Origin of the sequence: Glaciihabitans sp. INWT7 (assembly GCF_014217685.1) — a bacterium.
Classification (GTDB): Bacteria; Actinomycetota; Actinomycetes; order Actinomycetales; family Microbacteriaceae; genus Lacisediminihabitans.
The window spans coordinates 3014221-3039184 of sequence record NZ_CP043653.1; the positions used below are offsets into that span (position 1 = coordinate 3014221).

General features: G+C 65.7%; 25 protein-coding genes and 1 tRNA gene. 11 read left to right on the forward strand and 15 right to left on the reverse strand.

What is annotated here, in order from left to right:
• Positions 1-347: 347 nt before the first annotated feature.
• Positions 348-989: a LysR family substrate-binding domain-containing protein gene (locus tag F1C58_RS14570; protein WP_185201769.1), complete on the reverse strand. Its 642-nt coding sequence runs from the start codon at positions 987-989 to the stop codon at positions 348-350.
• Between the two features lie 69 nt (positions 990-1058).
• On the opposite strand from F1C58_RS14570, the gene F1C58_RS14575 reads away from it, so the two are divergent.
• Entirely contained in the window at positions 1059-1466 is a 408-nt protein-coding gene (locus F1C58_RS14575; protein WP_185201770.1) for a DUF5997 family protein, read from the forward strand.
• 113 nt (positions 1467-1579) lie between these two features.
• On the opposite strand, the gene F1C58_RS14580 is transcribed toward F1C58_RS14575, so the two are convergent.
• From F1C58_RS14580 to F1C58_RS14605, 6 genes are all read right to left on the reverse strand, one after another.
• A complete protein-coding gene (locus F1C58_RS14580) occupies positions 1580-3112 on the reverse strand; it encodes an FAD-binding oxidoreductase (protein WP_185201771.1) in 1533 nt (510 codons plus the stop codon).
• 25 nt (positions 3113-3137) lie between these two features.
• Positions 3138-4184 carry a medium chain dehydrogenase/reductase family protein gene (locus F1C58_RS14585; RefSeq protein ID WP_219731983.1) on the reverse strand — a complete coding sequence of 349 codons (1047 nt, stop codon included), beginning with the start codon at positions 4182-4184 and terminating at the stop codon, positions 3138-3140.
• 79 nt (positions 4185-4263) lie between these two features.
• Positions 4264-4845, reverse strand: a complete 582-nt coding sequence (locus F1C58_RS14590; protein WP_185201773.1) for a TetR/AcrR family transcriptional regulator — start codon at positions 4843-4845, stop codon at positions 4264-4266.
• 101 nt (positions 4846-4946) lie between these two features.
• Positions 4947-5588, reverse strand: a complete 642-nt coding sequence (locus tag F1C58_RS14595) for an alpha/beta hydrolase (protein WP_185201774.1) — start codon at positions 5586-5588, stop codon at positions 4947-4949.
• A 4-nt stretch (positions 5589-5592) separates the two neighbouring features.
• Positions 5593-6570 carry a ring-cleaving dioxygenase gene (locus F1C58_RS14600; RefSeq protein WP_185201775.1) on the reverse strand — a complete coding sequence of 326 codons (978 nt, stop codon included), beginning with the start codon at positions 6568-6570 and terminating at the stop codon, positions 5593-5595.
• Between the two features lie 63 nt (positions 6571-6633).
• Positions 6634-6792, reverse strand: coding sequence for a hypothetical protein (locus F1C58_RS14605; RefSeq protein ID WP_185201776.1), 159 nt, complete (start codon positions 6790-6792; stop codon positions 6634-6636).
• A 161-nt stretch (positions 6793-6953) separates the two neighbouring features.
• On the opposite strand from F1C58_RS14605, the gene F1C58_RS14610 reads away from it, so the two are divergent.
• Entirely contained in the window at positions 6954-7271 is a 318-nt protein-coding gene (locus F1C58_RS14610) for a DUF4342 domain-containing protein (protein ID WP_255461137.1), read from the forward strand.
• Positions 7272-7421: 150 nt separating this feature from the next.
• Here F1C58_RS14610 and F1C58_RS14615 read toward each other — a convergent pair whose 3' ends face one another.
• Positions 7422-8063, reverse strand: coding sequence for a response regulator transcription factor (locus F1C58_RS14615; protein ID WP_255461138.1), 642 nt, complete (start codon positions 8061-8063; stop codon positions 7422-7424).
• A 206-nt stretch (positions 8064-8269) separates the two neighbouring features.
• Here F1C58_RS14615 and F1C58_RS14620 point away from each other — a divergent pair, with 206 nt between their 5' ends.
• The 7 genes from F1C58_RS14620 to F1C58_RS14650 all read left to right on the forward strand — a co-directional run bounded on the left by F1C58_RS14620 (position 8270) and on the right by F1C58_RS14650 (position 13830).
• On the forward strand, positions 8270-9817 hold the full coding sequence (locus F1C58_RS14620) for a GAF domain-containing sensor histidine kinase (RefSeq protein ID WP_185201778.1): 1548 nt from the start codon (positions 8270-8272) through the stop codon (positions 9815-9817).
• A 164-nt stretch (positions 9818-9981) separates the two neighbouring features.
• Positions 9982-10710: an alpha/beta fold hydrolase gene (locus F1C58_RS14625; RefSeq protein ID WP_185201779.1), complete on the forward strand. Its 729-nt coding sequence runs from the start codon at positions 9982-9984 to the stop codon at positions 10708-10710.
• 51 nt (positions 10711-10761) lie between these two features.
• Complete coding sequence (locus F1C58_RS14630) at positions 10762-11124, forward strand: RidA family protein (RefSeq protein WP_255461139.1); 363 nt, start codon at positions 10762-10764, stop codon at positions 11122-11124.
• 5 nt (positions 11125-11129) lie between these two features.
• Positions 11130-11501, forward strand: coding sequence for a cupin domain-containing protein (locus tag F1C58_RS14635; RefSeq protein ID WP_185201781.1), 372 nt, complete (start codon positions 11130-11132; stop codon positions 11499-11501).
• Positions 11502-11511: 10 nt separating this feature from the next.
• Complete coding sequence (locus F1C58_RS14640; RefSeq protein WP_185204180.1) at positions 11512-12432, forward strand: alpha/beta fold hydrolase; 921 nt, start codon at positions 11512-11514, stop codon at positions 12430-12432.
• Between the two features lie 83 nt (positions 12433-12515).
• The gene (locus tag F1C58_RS14645) at positions 12516-13439 is read left to right on the forward strand and encodes a transporter (RefSeq protein ID WP_370543668.1); all 924 of its coding nucleotides are present in this window, start codon (positions 12516-12518) and stop codon (positions 13437-13439) included.
• Positions 13440-13467: 28 nt separating this feature from the next.
• Positions 13468-13830 carry a nuclear transport factor 2 family protein gene (locus F1C58_RS14650; protein ID WP_185201783.1) on the forward strand — a complete coding sequence of 121 codons (363 nt, stop codon included), beginning with the start codon at positions 13468-13470 and terminating at the stop codon, positions 13828-13830.
• A 153-nt stretch (positions 13831-13983) separates the two neighbouring features.
• On the opposite strand, the gene F1C58_RS14655 is transcribed toward F1C58_RS14650, so the two are convergent.
• Positions 13984-14073, reverse strand: a tRNA-Ser gene (locus F1C58_RS14655).
• Between the two features lie 60 nt (positions 14074-14133).
• Between F1C58_RS14655 and F1C58_RS14660 the strand changes: the two genes are divergently transcribed.
• Complete coding sequence (locus tag F1C58_RS14660; protein ID WP_185201784.1) at positions 14134-14910, forward strand: SGNH/GDSL hydrolase family protein; 777 nt, start codon at positions 14134-14136, stop codon at positions 14908-14910.
• A 10-nt stretch (positions 14911-14920) separates the two neighbouring features.
• Positions 14921-16279, forward strand: a complete 1359-nt coding sequence (gene radA, locus F1C58_RS14665; protein WP_185201785.1) for a DNA repair protein RadA — start codon at positions 14921-14923, stop codon at positions 16277-16279.
• A gap of 2 nt (positions 16280-16281) precedes the next feature.
• On the opposite strand, the gene mmuM is transcribed toward radA, so the two are convergent.
• From mmuM to F1C58_RS14695, 6 genes are all read right to left on the reverse strand, one after another.
• Positions 16282-17196 (reverse strand): homocysteine S-methyltransferase, encoded by a 915-nt coding sequence (gene mmuM / locus F1C58_RS14670; protein WP_185201786.1) that lies wholly within the window; start codon positions 17194-17196, stop codon positions 16282-16284.
• A 30-nt stretch (positions 17197-17226) separates the two neighbouring features.
• Complete coding sequence (locus F1C58_RS14675) at positions 17227-17844, reverse strand: hypothetical protein (RefSeq protein WP_185201787.1); 618 nt, start codon at positions 17842-17844, stop codon at positions 17227-17229.
• Positions 17845-17914: 70 nt separating this feature from the next.
• Positions 17915-20515 (reverse strand): ExeM/NucH family extracellular endonuclease, encoded by a 2601-nt coding sequence (locus tag F1C58_RS14680; protein WP_255461141.1) that lies wholly within the window; start codon positions 20513-20515, stop codon positions 17915-17917.
• Between the two features lie 138 nt (positions 20516-20653).
• Entirely contained in the window at positions 20654-21154 is a 501-nt protein-coding gene (locus tag F1C58_RS14685; protein ID WP_185201789.1) for an amino-acid N-acetyltransferase, read from the reverse strand.
• A gap of 63 nt (positions 21155-21217) precedes the next feature.
• A complete protein-coding gene (locus F1C58_RS14690; RefSeq protein WP_185201790.1) occupies positions 21218-23704 on the reverse strand; it encodes an ATP-dependent Clp protease ATP-binding subunit in 2487 nt (828 codons plus the stop codon).
• A gap of 102 nt (positions 23705-23806) precedes the next feature.
• Complete coding sequence (locus F1C58_RS14695; RefSeq protein WP_185201791.1) at positions 23807-24823, reverse strand: cation transporter; 1017 nt, start codon at positions 24821-24823, stop codon at positions 23807-23809.
• Positions 24824-24964 lie beyond the last annotated feature (141 nt).

The following is a 24964-nucleotide window of genomic DNA, read 5'->3' on the forward strand; positions in this document are numbered from 1 at the left end:
ATGCCACGGCGACGAAGGCGGCCGAGAGGATGCCCGTGATCACCACCGCGATGCCCAGCCGGGTGAGGTCCGGATTGCGCCAGGCGATGAGCGCGCCGGCCAGCAGGGTGAGGGCGGCGACCAGCACACTCGGGTAGAACGTGAAATAGCTGAGCAGCGCACCGGCGTCGCCGATCAGGCCGATCTTCGGGTCGACGGTGGACAGCACCACGGCCAACGCGGTGAAGCCCAGATCTGCCGCTGCCAGGACGGCGAGCGCGAGGATCACGCCGGTCGCGATTTTCGCGATCGGGATCCGACGCCAAGCGGAGAGTGCTGTCACACCGCCATGCTAACCATCGGCGGGCTCATCGCCCCCGGGGCTTGCGGGGGCGGCCACGTTGAGCCGTTCGAGGTTTGACCGGCAGGACCTTGCGCGGCTTTTCCGTCTTGGGGGTGGGGACCGCCCGGGAACTGGCAGCGGTGCGGCCGCGGACGATTCCGACGAACTCCTCCACCTCGGGGGTCGTGTGTTCCTCGAGCCAGGCGATCGCGATCGTCGTGACCTCTGCGTCGGTCACGGGGCGCGCGACCACGTCCTTACGGGCATGGAGCCGGGCGATCGACTGCGGCAGAACCACGATTCCACCCCCGGCGGCCACGAGCTCCACGGCATCCTCCGGCGAGAGCGAATCGGCGACCCGTTCCTCTCCCGCGAGGTCGAGGAGAGAAACACTGTCCTCGTCAGCGAACGGATGCTCCTTCGGCACGATCACGACCGCCACCTCGTCGTAGAGGGGGATGATGCTCAGGCCCTGCCTGTCGACGGGAAGCCGCACGAAACTGACGTCGGCGAGACCCTCGTGCAAGGCGGTCACCTGGTTCGCGGCATCCGTCGACAGAAAAGCGAGGGGGATGCGACGCTGCCTCTCCTGCCAGGCGCGAGTCCAACGGGTGAGCGTGACTCCGGCAACGAAGGCGATTGTGAAGGCCGTGGGAACCTCGTCCATGCACTTCTCCCCTCGGTTCCACTGCACCCCGGGCTGAGCGCTGCAGGGGTCTCAGGCTACGCTGGGCGCATGACCCCGGCGAAATCCCCCCAGACCATGAAACCCGCGACGGCGGCCCAGAAACTCGGGATCTACCTCCCGGCCACGCCCGAATCCTTCCAGGCCGAGCCCGTCTCCCGGGAGCAGCTCAACCGGATGATCGCCGATCCGCCGGAATGGCTGGTCGAGCTGCGCAAGTCGGGCCCGCACCCGCGCCCCGTGGTCGCGCACAAGCTCGGCGTCTCCAATGCCGGGCTCACCCGCGGCGAAGTCACCGAGCCGCTCACCACAGACGAGATCTCCGCTCTACTTCAGCAGCCACCGGCCTGGCTGGTGCGCGAGCGCGCGACCCACGCGGAGGTCAACGAGGAGAATGCCCGCGTCAAGGCGGTCAAGGCGTACAAGCGCTCACAGCGTGAAGAGGCCGGACGCGCCTGAGCGATCGTGGGCACACTGTCCGGGTGCTGCATCTGTGGAGGACCGGCGGTGAGGGGTTTCTCTCGCGAGATCGCTACCCCGCTGGGTGGCGGCGGTCCGCGTGACCGACCCTCCTACCAGGGCTGCGGCTGGGTGAAGAGCCCGTTCGGGTCGTACTGGCGGGCGATCTTCTCCAGTCGCTCGGCGTTTGCCCCGAAGTAGGAGGCGCTGGGATCGGCGATGTCGGCGTCCGCATAATTGACATAGGCTGCCGTGCCCCACTGGGGCAGGAGGGCGGTGCGGAACCCCCGCACCCAGCGCGACGGAGGATCGGGGTCCGCACCGTCGGTGAAAGTGGCCGTGTACTGCACGGTCATCAGCGCGTCCCGGTGCGGGAACGCGGTGGCGTCGGCCGCGATGTCCTGCACCGTGCCGCCCAGGGCGTCAAGGGAGACGCCGCCCTCGATCATCCCCGGCACGGACTTCGCGCTCTTCACCGTGTCGATCACGGTCTGGATCCCCGCCGCATCCAGCCTCGTCGTGGCCACGTGCGAGGTACCGGCGAAAGACTCGCGGCTGAGCATGCCGCCCGATCCTGTCGTGCAGGCGGAGGCGGGAGACGAGCCGCATCCCGCGTAGATCATCATGGCGTCGCGGTACTCGTGCGTGGAAGAACCCCTCGACTTCGGTGTGCCCGCCGCGGTGAGGAAGGATTGAAGCTGGCCGTCGAGGTCGCTCGGATCACCGATCCAGGTGCCGGAGACGAAGACTCCGGGTTCCGTGGGGTACCGCGCGCCGTTGAGCAGCTTGAGGGTCGACCACAGCTTGGGGTCGGCGGTCGGCGCCCAGTCCTGCCAGGCCCGGATCACCGCGGAGGCCTCCGCGAAGTGCCAACCCAGGCTGAACATCGTCACATCCGGCGCCGGTCTGGTCGCGAAGGTGAGAGCGGTGACCACACCGACGTGGCCACCCCCGCCGCCGCGGCTCGCCCAGAAGAGATCAGGGTCGGTCGAGGCGTCGGCGGAATGCACGGTGCCGTCCGCGGTGACTATCTCGACGCCGACGAGGGAATCGCAGGTGAGGCCGTAGGCCCGCACCAGCACCCCGACGCCTCCGCCCAGGGTGAGCCCGGCGATGCCGACGGTGGCGCAGGAGCCCGCCGCGATGGCTCGGCCCTTCGAGCCGATGGCGTCATACAGGGCGGCGAGGGATGCGCCGACGCCCACCCGCACCGTGTTGTCGGCGGCGAGCTCGACCTGCGCCATCCGTCTGGTGTCGATCACCAGGGATGGTTTCACACCGGTGCCGGGTGCCCCGCCGGCGGAATAGCCGGGGTAGCTATGCCCGCCGGAGCGCAGGGAGATGGGCACGCGGTAGCGCGCGGCGAACCCGATCGCGACCGCGACATCCGATGCGGTCTCTGCCGAGAGCACCGCGAGAGGTCGAGCCGTGTCCCAGCGCGGGTTCTCGGTGAGCCTCACCGTGTCGTAGGTCGCATCGCCCGGCCGGGAGAGGGTGCCGCCGACGCTGCCGGCGAGCGCCGCCCAGTCCGGCGGTCCTCCCGCCGATGCGCTCGGGGAAGGATTCGGAGTCACCGGAGCGCAGCCGGACGCGACGAGGCCGACCCCCGCCAACGCGAAGAGGTGACGTCGAGAGACTGTGCCCATCAACCCATCGTAGGCACGGTCCGGCTCAGGGCAGCAGGATCACCTTGCCGTTGAGCGTGCGGGATTCGGCGAGGGCGAAGGCCGTGCTCACCTGCTCGAGCGGGAAACGCGCGGCGACGTTGGCCTGGATCGTGCCGTCGGCAAGGAGGGAGAACATCTGGGCGAGGTCGGCTTCGAGGTGCCGGCGGAACCGGGCCGGACGGGTCTTGTGTCCCGCCCAGAGGTCGTAGAACATCGCACGGCGTCGGTTGGGCAGCGCGTTCCAGAGCAGCACTCTGCCGAGCGCAGAGGCGAAGGGCTTGAGCAATCCCCCGGAAGCGCCGATGACCCCCACCAGGGCGTAACACACGAGAGCGCCGCCGGGGGCGAGCAGGTCGAAGGAGGCGCGCGCCATCTCGCCGCCGATGTTGTCGAAGACCGCGTCGACTCCCCCGGGGGCCAGTTCGCGCACGCGCTCGGCAAGGCGCGGGTCGGAGTAGTCGACCGGCTCGACCCCGGCCGCTCGAAGGGCATCGTGGTGTCGGGGTGATGCGCCACCGATCACACGGATGCCTTCACGTTGCGCCAGCTGGATCAGGATGCCGCCCACACCGCCGTTCGCGCCGTGCACGAGAATCGTCTGACCCGGCTTCACCCGCGCGCTGCGGTGGAGCATCTGCCAGGCCGTCACTCCGTTGACGACGACGGTCTCGGCATCCTCCGGATCGATCCCGGGCGGCACCACGACGCTGTCGATCGCCGCGACGACCGCGTGGGTCGCCCATCCTCCGGTCTTCGTCATCGTCGCGACGCGCTGCCCGAGCAGCGCCTCGTCCACGCCCTCCCCCAGCTCTGAGACGATGCCGACGATGTCGTAGCCGGGCACGAAGGGGAAGGCCGGTTGCCCGAAATAGCGCCCGCGGCGCATGGACTGCTCCGCGAAAGAGATCCCGGTCGCTTCCACCCTCACGAGAAGTTGGCCACGACCGGGAGATGCCGGCGCGAAGGTCTCGAGCAGCAGGCCGTCCGGCTCCACAATGCCAGGGAGCACCACTCGGATGCCGGTCGAGAGGGGGTTGGGGGTGACATTCATCGTGTTCTCCATTCGTAGGTGATTGACTGCTCAGTCACATTTTTGGGCAAAGATTGACGCGACGAGGATCGCCGAGGGCTCAGGAGGGGTGGCTCATGCCGGCCGTGATGAGCTCAGCCCAGCTCTCCCGCACCTCGGCGAGGTCGGCCTGCACGATGAGGTGACAGAGCTGGCCGTAGGCGAGGAAGCGCTGCACCGCGAGCGGATCCGAACCGGACACCCGGGAGACCTGTCGCACTATCATCGCGATACCCCGCTGCACGGCCTCCCGAATCTCGGGGACATCACACGCCGCCTGGGCATGCACCTGCAGCATGATCAGGTCGCGGTTGCGGATGAGCTCCACGTAGGCCTCCGACATCGCTTCGAGGATGTCGTCGGGCCTCGATGATCCGGACGCCTCCCCGGCGACGAGCAACGCGGACACCACCCGGTCATAACAGTGGTCGGTCGTCGCGACGAACAGGCCGAGCTTGCCGGGGAATAGTCGGAAGACGTAGGCCGGAGACACCCCTGCCGCCGCCGCGATGTCCGCCACCGGCGTTGCGTGATACCCCGCGGGCGAGAAGCCGGAGAGTGCGTGTTCCACGATGCGGGCGCGCTGGTCTTCCGCGGTGGACCGGGGCGCTCCCGCTTGGGACCGGAGGAGTGGAGAGGACATGTGACTGATTGAACACTTACAAGAGGCGAAAGTCAAGCATGGCCGGCTTCACCGGCTCGGGAATCCCTCCGGCGTCTCCTTTGCCGCGCCCAACCCGACCGCTATCGAGAAGTCGCGGGCCCGAGCCACTCCCGCGCTGTCTGCAGTTCTTCTTCCGTCACACCGTGCCCGCCGGCGCGGGTGCGACGATCCACGGTGGCACCCCTTTCACGAAGCTGCCCCTCCAGCCGGGCCACGCTCGGCTGCGGGGCCATCGCATCGTCCTGCCCGTTGAGAAGCAGGGCCGTCAGCCCACTGAGACCCGTGCTGAGCTCTCGGTCTGCATAGGGGTACATTCCGGAGAACGCCACGACTCCCGTCAGCAGCTCGGGATGACGTGTGGCCAGCGCCAGCGCCATATTGGCTCCGTTGGAGAATCCGACGGCGATGAACCGCCGCTCGCCCAGCGAGTAAGTCTCCTGTGCCCGAAGAACGAAGTCGGCGAGGCGATCCGCCTGCACTTCCACGTCGTCCACGTCGAAGACCCCTTCACCCATACGTCGGAACCACCGCGCGTGTGGCCCCTCCACGACGAGTCCCCGGGGGGCGAGCACGGCGGCATCGTCATCGAGCTGCCGGGCGAAATCCGCCATGGACTCCTCGGAGCCTCCGGTGCCATGAAGCGCGAGCAGCACCGCAGACTCCGGGCCGGCGCCCGGAAGGAATACGTGCGGCCGATCGAGAGAGGCGTCGTCCCGTGTCATCGGACTAGGCCTGCGGAGCGGCGAAGGAGGGGTTGTTTTCCTCGGGCACCGTGATCTTGGCAACCGAACGCTCGATCATCTCGCGGGACGGCTCGAGCCACGGCGGCAGCTTGAGACCACGACCGAGTTCGAGAAGGGGCTCATCGATGTCGAAGCCGGGGGTGTCCGTCGCGATCTCGAAGAGAACTCCACCCGGCTCGCGGAAGTAGATCGAGGTGAAGTACTGCCGGTCGAGCACCTGGGTGACCTGGAGGCCGCGGTTCAGCAGCTCATCCCGCCATTGGAGTTGTGCCGCTGCATCCGGAGCGCGGAAGGCGATGTGGTGCACGGTTCCACCCGCGGTCAGCCCGACCGGTGCAGAACTGTCGGCGACGACATCCACGATTCCGCCGGCCGCGCCCTCACCGGCAGCGAAGCGGAATCGACCCGGCGTCTCCGAGAGCAGCTTCAGCCCGAGATCGTGGGTGAGCACGCTGACGGTCCCCGCGGGGTCTGCGACTGTCAGCACCGACGAGTGCTGGCCGCGAATGGCGTATTCGGCTGGTACTGATGCCGAGTCCCACGGATTCCGCGGATCGGCGACAGACGACGCGACGAGGTCGAGCTGAAGCCCGTCGGGGTCGCGCAGCGAGAGCCGCTCCTCATCGGGGCTCACCTCCACCGCCGAGGAATCGATGCCGAGGTCGGAGAAGTGACGCTTCCACCAACCGATGCTGCCCTGCGGCACGGAGAAGGCGGTGGTCGTCGACTGGCCGCTGCCGATGACGCCCTGGGGCACTCCGTTCCAGGGGAAGAAGGTCATCAGGCTCCCCGGGCTTCCGGCGGCGTCACCGTAGTACAGGTGATAGGTCTTCGAGTCGTCGAAGTTGACGGTCTTCTTGACGAGGCGCAGCCCCATGCCCTTGATGTAGAAATCGATGTTCTTCTGGGGATTGCCACCGATAGCGGTGACGTGGTGTAGGCCCGATGTGATTGAGCTCATGGGATGGATTCCTTCCGCCGTGATTTATATATATGCAAACACATAGATCCGGAATCTATTCCCTCACGCCCGCTCCGGGGCGAGGACGATGTCGAACCGGGTGGAGGTCCAGGTGGTGGTCTGCTGAACGGCCGGATTGCGAGCGAGCGTGGGAGCGGTGTTGCTCGGGAAGTCGCGCCCGGACCGGAGGTGTGCTCGTCCCGAACTCTCGTTGCGCTCCATCGCTGCCTCCAGAGGCCGCAAGCCTACGTTCAGGAGTCGGGCGGAGCAGCGGGACGGATCAGATTACGAGCTTCCGGTTCCGGTGATATCTTCCCGGGGTCTGAGACTGCACTCCAGGGCGGGACCTTCGCCCCTGGCGATTGTCTGACGGGCATTGTTGGATGGGAGTCACCATTCCCATCAAGGCAGAACGGAACATCACCATGAGCACCCAGAACGGCACGGAACCACCGGAAGAACCCTTCGCCGAGAAGCTGCGGGTGAAGGGCGAGGCGATGGTCGCCAAGGTCAGGGAGCTGCTCCACGAGGGCAACGTGCGGCGGATTACCGTGAAAGACGGCGCGGGTCACACCGTGATGGAGATTCCAGTGAACGCGGGGGTGGTCGCCGCCGTAGTCGCGCCGGTGCTCGTGGCGGTCGCCGCCATCGCGGCCCTCGCCAGCGACTGGGAGATCGAGGTCTACCGGTCGACCGTCTAGTCCGTCGGTGTCTTGAAAGCACGCCTCGCGAGGAAAACCCCGCTATCACAGTGGGGGGCATTCGTCGGGCGCAACCGGTGGCAGGTGAACCCACGTTCGCGTAACCGCTCTTCACGATGTGGGCAAACAATCGCATTTCGGCCGAGTTGATCACGCGCGCTCGAGAAAGGCGATCACCGCCAACACCCGCCGATGGTCGGTCTGCTCACCGTCAGCAAATCCAAGCTTCTGAAGTACGTGGTGAACGTGCTTTTCGACGGTGCCCTCCGACACATGCAGGGCCTGGCCGATCCCCAGGTTCGAGCGGCCCTGTGCCATCAACGACAGAACATCGCGCTCGCGACTGGTCAGTTCGAGGAGGGGGTCGACTGTGCGGCGGGCAATAAGCAGCTCCTGCACGAGCTGCGGGTCGATTACCGACTCCCCCGCTGCGACGCGCTCCAATGCGAGCACGAACTCGTCGACGTCAGACACCCGTTGCTTGAGCAGATAACCGATGCCTGATCCGCCGGTGAGCAGCGTGATCGCGTGGTCCACCTCGACGTAGGAGGAGAGCACCATGATTCCTACGGAGGGCAAAGCCCGCCGGATGGCCTGGGCAACTCGCAGCCCCTCGAGGGTGTGGGTCGGAGGCATCCGGATGTCGATGATCAGCAACTCAGGCCCGTGTTCGATGGCGGCCTCGAGCAAGCTCTCTGCATCCCCGAATTGCTCGACCACTTCGAAACCCGCGCTTGTGAGCAGGCTCGCCAGCCCTGCACGAAGCAAGACGTCGTCGTCGGCGATGATCACTCGGGTTCCGCGTCCACGGCCGGCGCTTTCACTACTCGACATTCGACCAGTTTGGGGGTCAACTTGGTTCGAAACAATACGCTGTCACTGGAGCAGTCATTGAAGAGGAGCGACCGATGGCGCAGGCCTCAGCCGAAATTCTCGAGTCAGAACTGGGTGCCCTGCGAGCCGCAGCAGGGTTGGTTGCTCACGGAGCATCGCCACGAGTGGTGCTGGAGACGGTAGCTCGCCACGTGTCCTCCGCGATACCCGCCAATTTTCTTGAGATCTTGCAGTTCACCTCTGGCGCGCACCCGGAGGTTGTGGCGGCCTGGGGCGAAGCGGATGACACGCTCATCGACCTCAACCGGTGGGCCTTGGCCGACGACGAGTTAGCCCAGGTCATTGTCGAAACCGCAGCTCCCACGCGGGTCGAGAGCGTCGTCTTTGACGCCAGTTCCCAGGTCACGCGACATCGATTCGCCATTGCAAGTTCTGTCGGAGTACCCATTGCTGTGGACGACGCGGTGTGGGGCGCGATTCTGGTGCACTCCACTAGTGGGCAAGCTCTTCCGGCCGGCACCGAATCCCGGCTTGTCGCCTTCACCGATCTGATCTCTTCGGTGATCTCGAACTCTCGTGCCCGGGCGGCGTTCGAAGAACTTGCGGCAGAACAGACGGCTCTGTTCCGGGTCGCCGAACTCGTAGCCAGGGGCACCCCACCCGACCATATTTTTGCCACGATCGCCGAGGAACTCGGTCGGTTGATTGACGTCGAGGGCGCGAAGATGGCGCGATTCGAGCCCGACGACATGGCGACCTTCGTGGCCAGCTGGGGAGTATTGGGCGGAAACATCCCCGTGGGCGCGCGCCTGAGTACCCGCGGCACTAGCGTCACGTGTCAGGTGCGCGAGACCGGCAGCCCGGCTCGGGTAGACGACTACACACGAGTGGACGGCGAAATCGCTGAAGTGCAGCGGGGGGCTGGAATGAGCTCGGCTGTCGGCGCACCGATTACCGTGGACGGCGTGCTGTGGGGCGCGCTGATTGTCGGATCCGGTAGGCCGCAGCCATTACCCGCCGATACTGGAGAGCGAATGGTGCGGTTCGCAGACCTGATTGCGATCGCACTCGCGAATCTTCAGAGTCGACTCGAGCTGATCGAGTCTCGCGCGCGAATCGTGAAGACCGCCGACGAGGTGCGTCATCGTTTCGAGCGGGACCTGCACGACGGTATCCAGCAACGACTCATCACCGCCGCGGTGAATCTCAGCTCGGTCGGAACCTCACTGCCGTCAGGGCTTGCGCAGCGTGACGACATCGTCGGCGTCACCGAGCAGCTGAACGATGTTCTGGAGCAACTTCGCGAGCTATCGCGAGGGCTCCACCCCGCGATCCTCTCCGATGGTGGCCTCCCGCCGGCCCTCCGCTCTCTCGCGCGTCATACCGGCACTCCTACCGAAGTCGATTTGGGTTTCGTGCCACGCTTGCCCAGCGCTATCGAGGTGGCTGCCTACTACGTCGTGTCCGAAGCTCTTGCCAACACGAGCAAGCACGGTGGGGATGCGAAAGTTCGCGTGGGCGCGGACTATCGCGACGGCATCTTGATTGTGGATGTCACTGACGACGGTATCGGCGGAGCCGATCCGTCGCGCGGCTCGGGTCTCACCGGCCTGCGCGACAGGGTTGATGCCCTTGGTGGGTCGCTGACCGTGCACAGCATCGACGGAAGTGGAACGACAATCAGCGCACGTTTTCCGTGCGTCGTCACCTAGCCCCCTGCTAGCAGGGGGCACTGCTACCTGCGACCGTGAAACAAGATAGGCGGCTGGCATGGGTTTTCCAGCGGCCCATGCGGCCGAAACTGGCAGGACTGAACCGTCCGCAGGTGCGCAGTCCTCCCGGATTCGAGCACCCCATCCGTGAGGAGAACCACGAAATGAGCATCACGCAACCGTCTAGCAAGCCAACAGTCGTACTCGTTCACGGGGCGTTTGCCGAATCATCCAGCTGGGAAGGCGTGATCTCTGGCCTGCTGGCAGACGGATATCCCGCCATCGCGGTGGCCAACCCCCTTCGAGGTGTCACATTCGACTCGGAATACCTCCGCTCGTTGCTGAAGGATGTCTCTGGCGACATCGTGCTCGTCGGACACTCGTACGGCGGCACGATCATCAGCGGCGGCGGCACCGACAACCCGAACGTGAAAGCGCTCGTCTTCGTGGGTGCATTCGCCCCCGTCGCCGGCGAGACGCCCGGTGACCTCGCGGGCAGGATGCCTGGCTCGACACTCGGGGACACCCTCACCACCGTTGAGGTACCCGGCGGAACGGACCTGTACATCATGCAGGAGAAGTACCACTCCCAGTTCGCGGCGGATTCCTCGGCTGAAGTTGCCGGCGTGATGGCTGTGACGCAGCGCCCCATCCTTCAGTCCGCCTTCGGTGAAGCATCAGGCGAGCCCGCCTGGAAGACGGTCCCTTCGTGGTTCCTGTTCGGCGCCGAAGACCGCAACATCCCTGTGGCAATGCATCGATTCATGGCCGAGCGTGCAGGTTCCCGCAAGACGGTGGAGCTCGTGGGCGGCTCGCACACGGTCGGCATTCCTGAAGCCGGTCAGGTCGTCGACCTGATCAAGCAAGCCGCCGCAGCGACGTCGCAGGCTTAGACGGGCGACCGGGCCGGCCGAGCAGAAGAAAAGACCGTGGAGATAACGCGAGTGGCAAATTCGGCAGACAAGCCATATTCGACGGCGGTGATAGCGGGAGGACGGTTCGTGTTCGTCTCCGGCCAGATCTCCACTCGCGATGGGCAGCTCGTCGGCGGGAGCATCGGTGTGCAGACCGAGGTGGCGCTCGAGAATCTGGCACACGTGCTCGAGTCTGCGGGGGCCACCCTCGACGATGTCACGCGATGCGGTGTCTTCATCGCCGACCTGAACGACCTGCCCGAGTTCAACGTCGCTTATCGGCGCGCCTTCGGCTCACGACTACCCGCACGCACAGCGGTCGGCGCCAACCTGCCCGGCTACGGAATCGAGATCGACTGCATCGCGGTCATCCCAGAACTAGAGAAGAAGTGACGATCATGGATGACACGTCCGCAGACCCGCACGACGCACTCGCGGGCACCCTCAAGCGCACCGAGGTGCAGCACCACTCGTCGTCCATTCCGGGCAGGGAGATCGTGCAGGTTCTGACCGAGATCCCCGTCGGGGTGCAATCGGGATGGCACACTCACCCCGGTGAGGAAGTCGGATACATCGTCGAAGGAACCGTGGAGATGAAGATCGCCCACTCACCGACGCTCGAACTGCACGCCGGTGACGGATTTCTCATCCCGCCAGATACCCCTCACAACGCACTCGATCTCGGGCCAGGAACCGGTCACATGCTCTCGACGTACGTCGTGAAGATTGGTGAACCCATCGCCTCGTTCGTCGAGTCGCCCGAGAACTAGGGGCGGAAAGATGGGTGTGTTCGAGGATGCTTCGCGGCTCAGTGTGAGGACCGACACGCTGAACATCGAATACTTCGATCTGGGACCGCGCGACGCCGACGCAGTGATTCTGCTGCACGGCTTTCCGTACGACGTTCACAGCTTCGGCGAGGTGGCGCCCCTTCTCGTCGAAGCTGGTCGGCGGGTGATCGTGCCGTACCTTCGCGGGCATGGGGGCACGGTGGCCCTCGACGATGCCGGGCGCTCGGGCCAGCAGGCCGCGATCGGCGCCGACCTTGTCGAGTTCATGACAGCCATCGATGTGGAACGAGCCGCCTTCGCCGGGTTTGACTGGGGAGCGAGAGCCGGATGCGTCGCCGCAGCTCTCTGGCCAGAGCGATGCACGGGGCTCGTTTCGGTGAGCGGGTACCTGATCCAAGACATTGCCGCATCGGTCAGGCCGATCGATCCGCACATCGAGGCGGGTCTCTGGTACTTCTATTATTTCGCCACCGAGCGGGGTCGGGCAGGTCTCGAGGAGAACCGCCAAGAGATTGCGAGAGTGATCTGGACGAGAAATTCTCCTCGCTGGTCGTTCACCGACGAGGAGCTGGCCAGGGCCGCCCGGGCTTTCGATAATGCTGACTATGTGGAGGTGGTCATTCACTCCTATCGGCATCGTCTCGGGCTGGCGCCTGGCCACCCCCGCTATGCAGACCTCGAGCTTCGGCTGAGCGAACTGCCATCGATCGCGGTTCCGGTAATCACGCTGGATGGCTCGGCAGACGGCAATTTTCCGGCAACCGACGGGTCCGGCTACGCGAAACACCTGGCGGGATCGCACATCCACCACGTCGTTGCCGACGCAGGGCACAACCTCGCTCAGGAAAAACCGCAGGCATTCGTCGATGCGGTACTCGAACTTGATCGGATGGGCGAGAGGCCATCGTGACGCGAAGTCTTCCCGAAGCACGCGTTCAACGAATCCCGTTGAACACGTTTGCGATTTCGTTCGGCCTGGCCGGACTCGCAGCAGTGTGGTCTATCGCATCGACCGCGCTGTCCTGGCACCCCGCACTCGCGGAGGTGGTTTGGGCGATCGCGGCGGGTGCCTGGGTGTGGTTGATTGTCGCCCACACCGTTCGGGGTGTGCGAAGTCGCGCGACGCTGCTGTCTCAGCTGAAGCATCCCGCTCAGGGTCCGATCGCTTCGATCATGCCAGCCGCAGGAATGCTGCTTGGTGCCCACCTTCACGCCTTCTGGCCAGCGGGCGGAACCGTGCTCGTCGCACTCTCAATCGTCGCCGCTGCACTCTTCGCCGGATGGCTGTTGTCGTTCTGGATCTCCAGCCCTCTCGCGCCGGAGTCAGTACACGGCGCCTATCTCCTGCCCACGGCGGGGTCGAGCCTGATCGCCGCAAGCGCATCGTTCAAGGTAGGGCTCATCGATCTTTCGATGGGTGCCTTCGCTGTTGGCATGTTTTTCTCGGTCGTGATCATCGCAGTGCTGCTGGCGCGGCTGACCTTTCTGACTCCTTTGCCCGGCGCGCTCGCGCCGACCATGGCGATCATGCTCGCACCGCCAGCGGTGGGCGGAACCGCGTGGTTCACCATGCAAGGTCTCATGGCCGATGCGGTATCGATGAGCCTGCTCGGCGTCCTTATTCTCATGATTCTGATCCAGCTGTTTCTCATCGGTGTCTACCGAAAGTTGACTTTCACGCTCGGGTTCTGGTCGTTCACCTTTCCTGTTGCGGCCACCGCTGCTTACTGCATCGAGTGGTTCTCACTCGTTCAATTCTCGGGTTGGCAGGCCGCAACAGTCGTCGCGGTGATTGCCTGCACCGCGCTGGTTGTCGCGGTCGCGGTGCGCTCAGTGATGCTCATCACCCGTAGGCCAGCCGGCGGACGTGCGGCCGAGGCATCGCTGAGAAATGCCGACAACTCTGTCGAACCCTGACCCTCAACGAACACATCAAGGAGACAAGATGCCCACGCCAAGCGAACTGCTTCACGCCAATCTGCACGAAATTTTCGGGGAACGAAATCGCGAGAGGCGACGCGCAGCAATCGAGAGGTTTTATGCAGAAGACGTCACTTTCAGCGACCCTGAGGGCATTCATACGGGATGGGATGCGGTCGACAACGCCGCCGAAGCACTCCTCGCTGGAGCGCCCGCCGAGTTCTCATTCGAAGATGCCGGACCTAGATATCTCGGCGGAGAGACGGCGGCACTCGCGTGGACCTTCGGCCCGCCCGGTTCGCCTGTTGCTCGAGGGCTCGACATCCTGACAATCCGGGACGGGCAGGTTGCCGGCATCCAGACGATTCTTGCTGGGCCGGCGGGCTAGGAGCGGGAGGCCCGGATCGACGAAACTGCGCGTGCAGGATTTCTGGCTCTGCGGCGCGACCGAGTCCGCGAGAGTCGCGGGCGAGACTTGGTTGTGTTGTGGGCAACCGCGCGACTGCGGAAAAGAAAATAGCGCTCAGACCAGAATTTCTATTGGCGGAACCGGTGGGATTTGAACCCACGGTGGGCTCTCACCCACACAACTTTTCGAGAGTTGCACCTTCGGCCGCTCGGACACGGTTCCGCAGATGATCCTAGTACACCCGCTTGATCGGTCACGGATCACCTCCCCTAAAGTGGAACCGTGACCGCGTTTTCCTGGATCGTGACCGGCGTCGCGGTTGCCGCCCTGGTGGTCATCGCCGTCGTCGTGCGGCATCTCGCGGTGCGCCGGCAGCGCGCCGGCGCCGATCGGCTTGCCCGCACCCTGCACCTGAACGCCCGGTGGTGGAAAGAGCAGCGGGCGAAGGGCGGCGAGTTGCTCTACGTCGCGATCGGCGACTCGGCCGCGCAGGGGGTCGGCGCGAGCCAACCGGGGCGCAGCTACGTCGGACTGATCGCCCGGCATCTGCGGGAGCGCACCGGGCGCTCGGTGCGCGTCGTGAATCTGAGCATCTCCGGCGCCCGGCTGCGCGAGGCGATCGCCGTGCAACTGGCCCCGCTGCGACGACTCTCGCCCGACGTCGTGACGGTCGCGGTCGGTGCCAACGACATGCCGGCCTTCGATCGGGACCGCTTCACCCGCGAGCTCACCGAGATCTTCGCCTCCCTGCCCGTCGGCTCGATCGTCGCCGAAGTGCCCTCGTTCTACCTGGGATCAGCGGAACGCAATGTGCGGGTGGCGAATGCCGTTGTGCACCGTCTCGCCGAGGAACACGGATTCCCCGTTGCGCCCCTGTATGCCCGCACCCGCAGACAGGGGGCGGCGCTGTACGCCCTCAACCGGGTGGCGGCCGACTTCTTCCACCCGAACGATCGCGGCTACCGGGTGTGGGCATCCGCGTTCCTCCCCCTCATCGACGAGATCGACCTGTCCACCGAGCGCGACGGTGCCGACGCCGGTGACGGCGGCCTCGCTTAGGCTGTCGATCATGGCACGAGTCCAGTCCACTTTCCGTTGCACCGAGTGTGGTTGGACCACCCCGAAATGGGCCGGCCGCTGCGCCGAATGCCAGGCCTGGGGCACCATCGTGGATGCGGCGGACTCGCCTCCCCCGCTGGGCGGTCGACTGCGAGCCGTCACCCTCACTGAGGATCGCACCGCGAAATCCATCGTCGCGATCAGCGCCGACGAGGTGGCGCATTGGCCGAGCGGCATCGCCGAATTCGACCGGGTGCTCGGCGGCGGAATCGTGCCGGGTGCCACCATCCTGCTGAGCGGGGAGCCGGGGGTCGGCAAGTCCACCCTGCTTCTCGAAGTCGCCTCCAAGGCTGCCGCGAACGGCATGCGCGTGCTCTACGTGACCGCCGAGGAGTCCGTGAGCCAGGTGCGCCTGCGTGCCCAGCGCACCGGCGCACTGCAGCCGCTGCTCTTCCTCGCCGCAGAGGTCGATCTCGCCACCGTGCTCGGCCAGATCGACCAGGTGAAGCCCGACCTGCTCATCGTCGACTCGGTGCAGACGGTGTCGTCGTCGCTGGTCGATGGACTCGCCGGCGGCCCGTCCCAGGTGCGCGAGGTGGCGGCCACTCTCATCCGCGTGTCGAAGGACCGCAACCTGCCGGTGCTGCTCGTTGGTCACGTCACGAAAGACGGCTCGATCGCCGGTCCCCGACTGCTCGAGCACCTGGTGGATGTCGTGTGCCAGTTCGAGGGCGACCGGCAGACCTCGCTGCGCTTCATCCGGGCCCACAAGAACCGCTTCGGACCGACGGACGAGGTGGGCTGCTTCGAGATGACCGGGGACGGTATCGCCGAAGTCGCAGACCCGAGCGGGCTGTTCCTCTCCCGCGGAAAGGTCGCCGTCAGCGGCACCTGTGTGACGGTCGCGGTGGAGGGGCGCCGCGCCCTGCCCGTGGAAGTGCAGGCGTTGATCGTCAAGTCCAGTGCTCCCAATCCCCGGCGGGTGACGAACGGAGTGGACTCCTCGCGGGTCGCGATGCTTCTCGCGGTGCTCGAGCGTCGAGCCGCTCTCAAACTCAGCGAGTGCGATGTCTATGTGTCGACAGTGGGCGGCATCAAGCTCACCGAGCCGGGGGCGGACCTCGCTATCGCGCTGGCGATCGCCAGCGCTCACAGCGGCATCGCACTGCCGGCATCGCTCGCCGCCATCGGGGAGATCAGCCTCGCCGGCGAGATCCGCGCCGTGTCGCAAGCCAAGCAGCGCGTGGCCGAGGCGCGTCGGCTGGGCTACACGACGGTGATCGATGCGGACCACGGTCTGCTCCGCGAGGCCATGCGAAAGGCCTTCGCGGCCGCACCAACCCAGCAGGCGGACGTTCCCGCGTTCTGACGCTAGCTCGCCGTCGCCGCGGCGAGCGATGCTATCTGCGCCGGTCCGATGCGGCAGCAGCCGCCGACTGCCCCGGCGCCGAGTGCGATCCATTCCTGCACCAGGGATCCGGAAAGCCCTGGCTCCCCCGTCCAACGACGCCCGACAGCGTCCCAGTCCTCGCCCGAGTTCGGATACACGATCACCGGAACCGATGTCATTCGCCGTGCGGCCACAATCGCAGCGGCGACATCGCGCGGATGGGTGCAATTGACGCCGACGGCGATCACCTCTTCGATGTCGGAGGCGATCTCGAAGGCCCTCTCGAGGGACTCCCCGGAGCGCAGCAGACCAGCCGCCGACGTGACCGAGATCCAGGCGGGCATCCCGGTGCCATCGATCTCGCTCACGATCGCCTCGACCTCGGCGAGCGACGGGATGGTCTCGACCGCGAGCACGTCGGCCCGGGTGTCGATCAGCACCTGCAGCCGGCGGCGATGCCACTGGCGCAACTCGCCGACGGTGAGTCCGTAGTCTCCGCGGTACTCCGATCCGTCCGCGCGGGAGGCACCGAAGGGCCCGACCGAGGCCGCGACCCAGCCATCCGGACGGATCTCGTCGCGCGCCTGCGAAGCCAGTGACACGCTGAGGCGAAGCAGGTCGTCCACCGCGCCGGCATCGCGCCCGGTTGAAGCGAGTGCGTCGTGGCTCACCTGGTAGGAGGCGGAGATGGCGACATCCGCTCCGGCTCGGAAGTACTCCCGGTGAGCGTCGAGAACCGCGCCCGGATTCTCGAGCAACAGCCGTGCGGACCACAGTGACGACGAGAGATCGTGCCCGCGCGTCTCGAGCTGGGTACCGAGTCCGCCGTCGAGCAGGACACCGCCGAGACGGAGCGCAGCCCCGATCGATCCGGGGGCTGCCGGGCGGATGGACATCCCGTCAGCCTAGGTGACTGCCGAACACACTCAGTTGAGCAGGAACTGCACGGTGGACTTGGAGCTGAGCGCCCCGACCTTCACGCCGAGGTGGTAGCTCGCACCACCGGCGGTCACCGGGGGACGACTCGCGTCACAGGTGGTCTTGGACGAGCGGGTGCGGTCCCAGGCGATCGGCGGGGTGGGCACGACCTCGCCTGGTTTCAACGTGACGGGGGTGTCGACGGGCGCCGTCTGGCAGTCCTTCGAGTCCCAGATGGTCTCGGAGCCGCTGGTGATGATGAGCTCCTGCTGGGTCGAGCCGAGGTTGATCGTGCAGGCGACGCTGCCCGTGTTGGTGATCGACATGCTGATCTGCGGCTGTTCGGTGGACGCGTAGGTGGTCTTGTCGGTCACTGCCACGAGCTTTACCTTGGCCGGCACGCACGGGGCCCCGGCGGCGGGAGCGGACGCTGCGGCGCTCGGCGTCCCGGACGGGGATGCGCCGGGCTTCGCCGAGTTGGACGGGCTCGGGCTTCCCGCTCCCGGGCGCACCACGATCAGGATGATGATCACGATCACTGCGAGCGCGCCGAGACCGAGGATCAGGCGGCGACGCCAGTACACCTTCGGTGGCTGCGGGCCGACAGGAGTTCGAAACGTCGACATGGGCTAAGGGTAGCCAGCGCGCGCCCATTTGCCCGGCATTTGCGGGGGCGTGTGACCGGCTCGCAGCACTCTAGAAGAAGCGATGACCGCAGCCGCCGTGGCCGCCCCCACCATGCCCGTCATGCCCGCCGTGGTGGCCATCGTCTCCACCACCGTGGCCTCCACCCTTGGTCGGCAGATCGAGGCCGAGGATGACCGGGTCATGGTCACTCGACCGGTACGCACTCACCTCGTAGAGGTTCGTCACATTGGCGTTGAAGCGGCTGTATTCCAGGCCGACGGACTCGACGGAGTTGATGTTCCAGACATCCGCACCGGACACGGCTCGATCGGCCGCACGCGACGCGAAGACGTGGTCGAGCGAGCCGACCATGCCATCGAAGGCATACGTCTGCTTGCCCGTCTTCGTCACCTGATCGACATAGCCGGCGGCCGCGAGCGTGAGGATCGGATCCTCCTGCTCGTAGGAGTTGAAGTCACCGACCAACAGCACCTTGTCGGTCTTCGCCGCCTTCTTCTGCTGCTCGGCGAAGGCGATGAGCTCCTGCGCCTGCCGGGTGCGGTCGCCGTTGTAGGCACCCTGGCCGGCATCCACATTGTCCCCGGTGGTTGCGCCCGGGCTCTTTGATTTGAAGTGATTGGCGATGATCAGGAAGGTCGATCCCTTCTTGCCCCGCACCGGCTGGAAGGCCTGGGCCAGCGGCTCACGCGCGTTGGCGAACGCCGGCGATCCGATCAAGATCGAGGATGACCCGACCGGCTTGGCCGCAGCCGTGCGGTAGATGAACGCGGTGCGGATGACGTCCTCATCGGCCGCCGCGGGAACCGTCGCGGGCGAGGGAACGTAGCCCCAGATCTTGCCTTTCGCGTTCAGGGCCGTTACGAGAGTCGCGACCGCGGCATCCCGGTCCTGCCCGAGCTTCGCGGAATTCTCGATCTCTTCGAGCGAGACGATATCCGCGCCGAGCGCTCCGATCGCCGTGACGATCTTGGCTTGCTGGCGTTGGAAGCTGGCCTCGTTAGCCGCGCCGCGCACGCCGCAGCCCGGAGCGTCGCTGTTGTTGACTGTCGTGGGCACGCCCTCGCGGTCGGTGTAGTAGGTGCATCCGACACGCTTCTCCCCCGTGGTGGGGAAGTAGTTGAGCACGTTGAACGTGGCCACCTTCAGGGTGCCGCCGACCTTCTTCGGCGCGGTCGTGCGCGTGTTTGCGAAGACTGCCGGTTGCACAGCGGCGGCGTCGGCGGGAGTCAGTTCGGCCGTCGGCTGCAGCTTCCACAGGCTGTTGCGGAAGTCGAGGATCACCGGCCGCGTGAAGGTGACTGGTGCGCCGATCCGCAGGGGGGAGGCGAGGCTCAGCCACGGGAGTGGCTTGCCGGTGTTCGCCGCGGAGAGGAAATTCGTGCTCGCCCCGTCATCGAGAGTCACGCTGATGGCCGCATTCTTGGCCATCGCGGCGAGGTAGCCGGCCGTGCCCACCGGAGCAACGGCGGTGGGCTGCAGCAGGGGGCTCGTGTCGTGAGCCAGTTCGATCTCGCCGTACTGGTTCGTGGAGTAATTGTCCGTCACGGTGTAGGCGCCCTGCGGTGCAACGAGCATTCCCTCGAGCGACTCGCGCTGGGCATCCGTGGCCGGAAAGCCGACGGTGGTCGGCACCGGTGCGACGATCCCGGACTTGTCGAGTTCGGTGAGCCCGGCGGCGGATGCCACGGAGAGCTCGGTGAGGTGGCTGAACTCGCTCACCGCCCCGGTGACCTTCACGTGGTCACCGATCTCGACGCTGGCGACCGTGCTCGGGGAGTAGACGAAGATGCCGTCGGATGCGGTGTGGGTGTCGAGGTCGAGCGCTCCCCCGGTGCCGGCGGTCTGCAGGTAGAAGCCGTTGAACCCGCCGGTGGGGTAGGCGGCGGTCACGACGCCGGTGGTCTCGACGGTCTTGCCGACCTGGGGACTGACGTCCGTCGTGCCCTGGATCTCGGCGATCGACAGCGCGACGGGCGGATCAGTGGGACCGCCCGGGTCGCTCGGCCCGCCAGCCTTCGGCGTGATCGTCGCCGTGAGCGTGAAGTCGCTGGCATTGCTGTCGGAGTCGGCGAACGCCGTGCGCACGAGCGACTTCACGTCCGTATTGCCGGCCGGAGCTGCGGCATCCGCCGTCTCGAAGGTGTTGGAGGTGCCGTATCCGAGCAGATCGACCACAGCGGGGTTGCCGGTGATCGAGCCCGCCGGCAGCGTGAGGGCAGAGGCCGAGTTGGAGAGGATGATCGTGCCGGCCGAGCCGCTCGGATTGAGAGTGCCGACCACATCCGGGGTCGGCAGCGGCGCGCCATTCACGCCGTTGCTGCCGCCCTGCACGAGGAAGTACGCGGAGGGCGCTATCGACCCCGACAGCGCGACGACACCGGATGCCGCACCCGTGCTGGTCGCGGGGCGATACTGCAGGGACCATTCGGCGAGGCTCACGCTGGAGGCACCGGGGTTATAGAGCTCGATGAACTTGTTGGAGTATGCCGCTCCAGCGCTGCCCCCACTGAGGTAGACCTCGTTGATCACCACGCCGGTGCCGGCGGTGTTCGCCTGGCTCGGCAGCGCCGCGAGCGGAGCCACCACGAGGGCGGTCACCGCCAGGAATCCGATTCCGATCCGTCGCACGAATCTTGAATATGCGGTCATCATTGCCCTCCCCGAGTGAACACAGCTGCGTGATCAGCGCACGCGTATCCCAGCCAACGGTCCTCGGGTGGCCGTAGGAGGGCGTGAAAGCGAACGCTCGGTAAAGACTAAGTGACGACCCTCATTCGGGGGTAGACCCTAGATTCTCTTGATCATCCTGGTGTTGCCGAGGGTGTTGGGTTTCACCCGGGCGAGGTCGAGGAACTCGGCGACGCCCTCGTCGGGCGAGCGAACGAGCTCGAGGTACACCGCCGGATCGATCGGCTCCTCCGTCATCGGTTCGAATCCGTGCCGGGTGAAGAACGGCACCTCGAACGTGAGGCAGAACAGGCGGGTGAGGCCCAGGTCGCGGGCATCCGCCTCCAGCTGCCCCATGAGGGCGTGGCCGACACCGCGGTGAAGCCACTCGTCGATGACGGCGAGAGTGCGCACCTCGGCGAGGTCCTGCCAGATCACGTGCAGGGCACCACAGCCGATGACGTTGCCGGTCTCGTCTTCCGCGATGCGGAACTCCTGGATCGCCTCGTAGAAGACGACGGAATCCTTACCGAGCAGGATGCGACGCTGCACGAGCGGTTCGACGAGAGCCTGGATGAACGGCACGTCACTGGTGCGGGCTGCTCGCACAGAAAAGGTCATCCGTAGAGCTTAAACGCCGAATGAGCCTGCCGAGATCTCGACAGGCTCATTCGTCAGCAGTGCTTAGGCTTCCAGCGCCGCGATCTCCGCTTCGAGCGAATCGCGACCCGGCTGGCGGCCGGTCGTGAAGACGAACTCGTCGTTGACGTAATCGACGTGCACGTGGTCTCCCGCGTTCAGGTCGCCGGTGAGGATGCGCTCGGAGAGCTGGTCCTCGACCTCGTGCTGGATGGCACGGCGCAACGGCCGGGCGCCGAGCGAGGGGTCGAACCCGACCTTGATCAGGTGCTCCTTGGCGGGCACGGTGATCTCCACGGTCATGTCGCGGTCCAGCAGGCGGTCGGAAAGACGCTTGATGAACAGATCCACGATCTGCAGGAGCTCGTCCTTGCTGAGCTGCGGGAAGACGATCGTCTCGTCGACTCGGTTGAGGAACTCCGGCTTGAAGTTCTTCTTCAGCTCCTCGACCACCTTGCCGCGCATCCGGTCGTAGCCGGTTGCGGTGTCGGTGGAGGAGGTGAACCCGAGGGGGGTGCCGGAGATGTCCTTCGTGCCGAGGTTGGTGGTCATGATGATCACCGTGTTCTTGAAGTCGACGACGCGACCCTGGCCATCCGTCAGGCGTCCCTCTTCCAGGATCTGGAGGAGCGAGTTGAAGATGTCGGGGTGGGCCTTCTCGATCTCATCGAACAACACCACGGAGAACGGCTTGCGGCGCACCTTCTCGGTGAGCTGCCCACCCTCTTCGAAGCCGACGAACCCGGGAGGCGCACCGAACAGTCGCGAGACCGTGTGCTTCTCGCCGTACTCCGACATGTCGAGGGAGATCAGGGCGTTCTCATCATCGAAGAGGAACTCGGCAAGCGCCTTCGCGAGCTCCGTCTTACCGACACCGGTCGGACCGGCGAAGATGAACGAGCCGCTCGGACGCTTCGGGTCCTTGAGTCCGGCACGGGTGCGTCGGATGGTCTTGGACAGGGCCGAAATGGCCTCCTCCTGGCCGATGACGCGCTGGTGAAGCGCCTTCTCCATGAAGACGAGACGACTGGTCTCCTCTTCGGTGAGCTTGAAGACCGGGATGCCGGTGGCCGCGGCGAGGACTTCGGCGATCACGCCTTCATCGACGGTGCCAGTCGAGCCGGCCTCTCCGCTCTTCCACTGCTTCTCGAGACGCAGTCGCTCGCCGAGGAGCTTCTTCTCCTCGTCACGGAGAGACGCGGCCTTCTCGAAGTCCTGATCTTCGATGGCGCCTTCCTTGAAGCCACGGACCACGGCGATCTTGTCGTCGAACTCGCGAAGCTCCGGCGGGGCCGAGAGGATCGAGAGACGTAGGCGTGCGCCCGCCTCATCGATCAGGTCGATCGCCTTGTCGGGGAGGAAACGGTCGGCTACGTAGCGGTCGGCCAGGTTCGCGGCGGCGACGATGGCGCCATCCGTGATCGACACCTTGTGGAACGACTCGTACTTGTCGCGAAGCCCCTTGAGGATGTTGATGGTGTGGGCGAGGGAGGGCTCGTGCACCTGCACGGGCTGGAAGCGACGCTCGAGAGCGGCATCCTTCTCGAAGTGCTTGCGGTACTCATCGAGAGTGGTGGCACCGATGGTCTGGAGCTCACCGCGCGCGAGGAGCGGCTTGAGGATGGATGCGGCGTCGATGGCGCCCTCTGCGGCACCGGCCCCGACGAGGGTGTGGATCTCGTCGATGAAGGTGATGATGTCGCCGCGGGTGCGGATCTCCTTGGTGACCTTCTTCAGGCGCTCCTCGAAGTCACCGCGGTAGCGGCTTCCGGCGATGAGCGAGCCGAGGTCGAGTGTGTAGAGCTGCTTGTCTTTGAGGGTCTCCGGCACGTCGCCGCGAACGATCGCCTGGGCGAGGCCCTCGACGACGGCGGTCTTGCCGACGCCGGGCTCACCGATCAGCACGGGGTTGTTCTTGGAGCGACGGGACAGGATCTGCATGACCCGCTCCATCTCCTTCTCGCGCCCGATGACCGGGTCGAGCTTGCCGTCGCGCGCTGCCTGAGTGAGGTTGCGCCCGAACTGGTCGAGGATCTGGCTTCCGCCCTGGGCCGCGGCCTGGGTCTCGCCGCCGACAGCGACCTGCTCCTTGCCCTGGTAGCCGCTGAGCAACTGGATGACCTGCTGGCGCACCCGGTTGAGGTCGGCGCCGAGCTTCACGAGCACCTGGGCCGCAACACCCTCTCCCTCGCGGATGAGACCGAGCAGGATGTGCTCGGTGCCGATGTAGTTGTGACCGAGCTGCAGCGCTTCGCGCAGGCTCAGCTCGAGAACCTTCTTCGCACGCGGCGTGAAGGGGATGTGGCCGGTCGGCTGCTGCTGACCCTGGCCGATGATGTCCTGGACCTGCTCGCGCACGGCGTCCAGGGAGATGTTGAGCGACTCGAGCGCCTTGGCAGCGACGCCCTCACCCTCGTGGATGAGACCGAGCAGGATGTGCTCGGTGCCGATGTAGTTGTGGTTCAGCATCTTGGCTTCTTCTTGCGCCAAAACGACGACCCGGCGGGCTCGGTCTGTGAAACGTTCGAACATGGTTTACTCCTCTGGCACCGATGCAGGTGTGGCGCCGTTATAGAGAGAGTAACCAGCAGACCCTGCGTTTACTGCCTCTGTTCGCCCTAGGCGTGACGGCATCTATCGAAGATCGCACCGGCCGGCTCCTGAACCATCGGGGAGGGTGACACCGGCGGCTCGCAGAGCGGCGGCAAAGGCGGTATCGCCGTCCTGAACTGTAGAGCCAAATGGGCAGGGGCCGAAGAAGACGGCACCCTGGGACACCGTCGAGTCTGGATTCGCGAGGTAGCTGAACTGCAAGTTCGGAAGCCCGGAGGCGATCGCCAATCGCGCTGCGCCGACGATCTGTGGCCAGTCGGTCGATGCCGTGATACTGCCGGGCGCCGACCCGATCGAGAGCCAGAGGTTGGTAATGGGTGCGATTCCCGGTCGCGAAACGAAGCCGACGGCTGGGCCGAGAGCGGGGTCGACGTCGGCTAAGAGGTCGAGCACTTCGATCTGGGGCAGCACTCCGCCAATCTGAAGTCCGGGCAGGTCGAGAGCCTTACTTGCGGCCGAGCTCGTATCGGCAAGAGCCAAGACTCTTGGCCACAGGTCGCGCACCTCTCGCGCTGACGGACCGGCGGTGTTTGGTGACCCGATTCCCCTTACGTATCCGCCCTTTTCTTCAGTCAACTCCATATTGAGCGGAGTCTTCAGGATGCCGATCAGTCGCACCCAGTAGGTCACGTCGGCGGTGAGGTCGGCCCGTGACATGGCGAAGGCACTTTGGACGAGTTGCGAGCCGCCTGCCACCGAGACAGTCGCAACTGGGCGCGAGACTTTGAGTTTGGGGTCGCGAAAGGCGAGGCGCACGGTTTGGGCGATCGTGACGAGCTGCCGGGCTGTGGCATCCGCCGCGGTTACTTCGACTGTCGCTTCCCGACCCGAAACTCCAAATGCGTCAAAGTCTGCGGTCGCTTTCTCCACGCCGGGCAGTGCGTCGAGCGCCACTTCGAGACGCTGGACGATCGCCTCTGACGCGGCATCGTCGACCATTGCACCCAACACGGAGGTCGAATCCCGCACAAAAGAACAACCGGAAACAGCGATCACGACCAAGACGCCGAGAATGACTGCCGGTACAATGCGCTTCATGAGCCCCCTCCCGCTCCACGCTAGTGAACGGTCGTGACAATTACTCGCCCCCGTTTGGGTGCCTCTTGCCGAGCACGATGTCGTCCCGTGGTTGACACGGAGATTCGGTCCCACTAGCTTAACGATTATCGTTGTTATCGA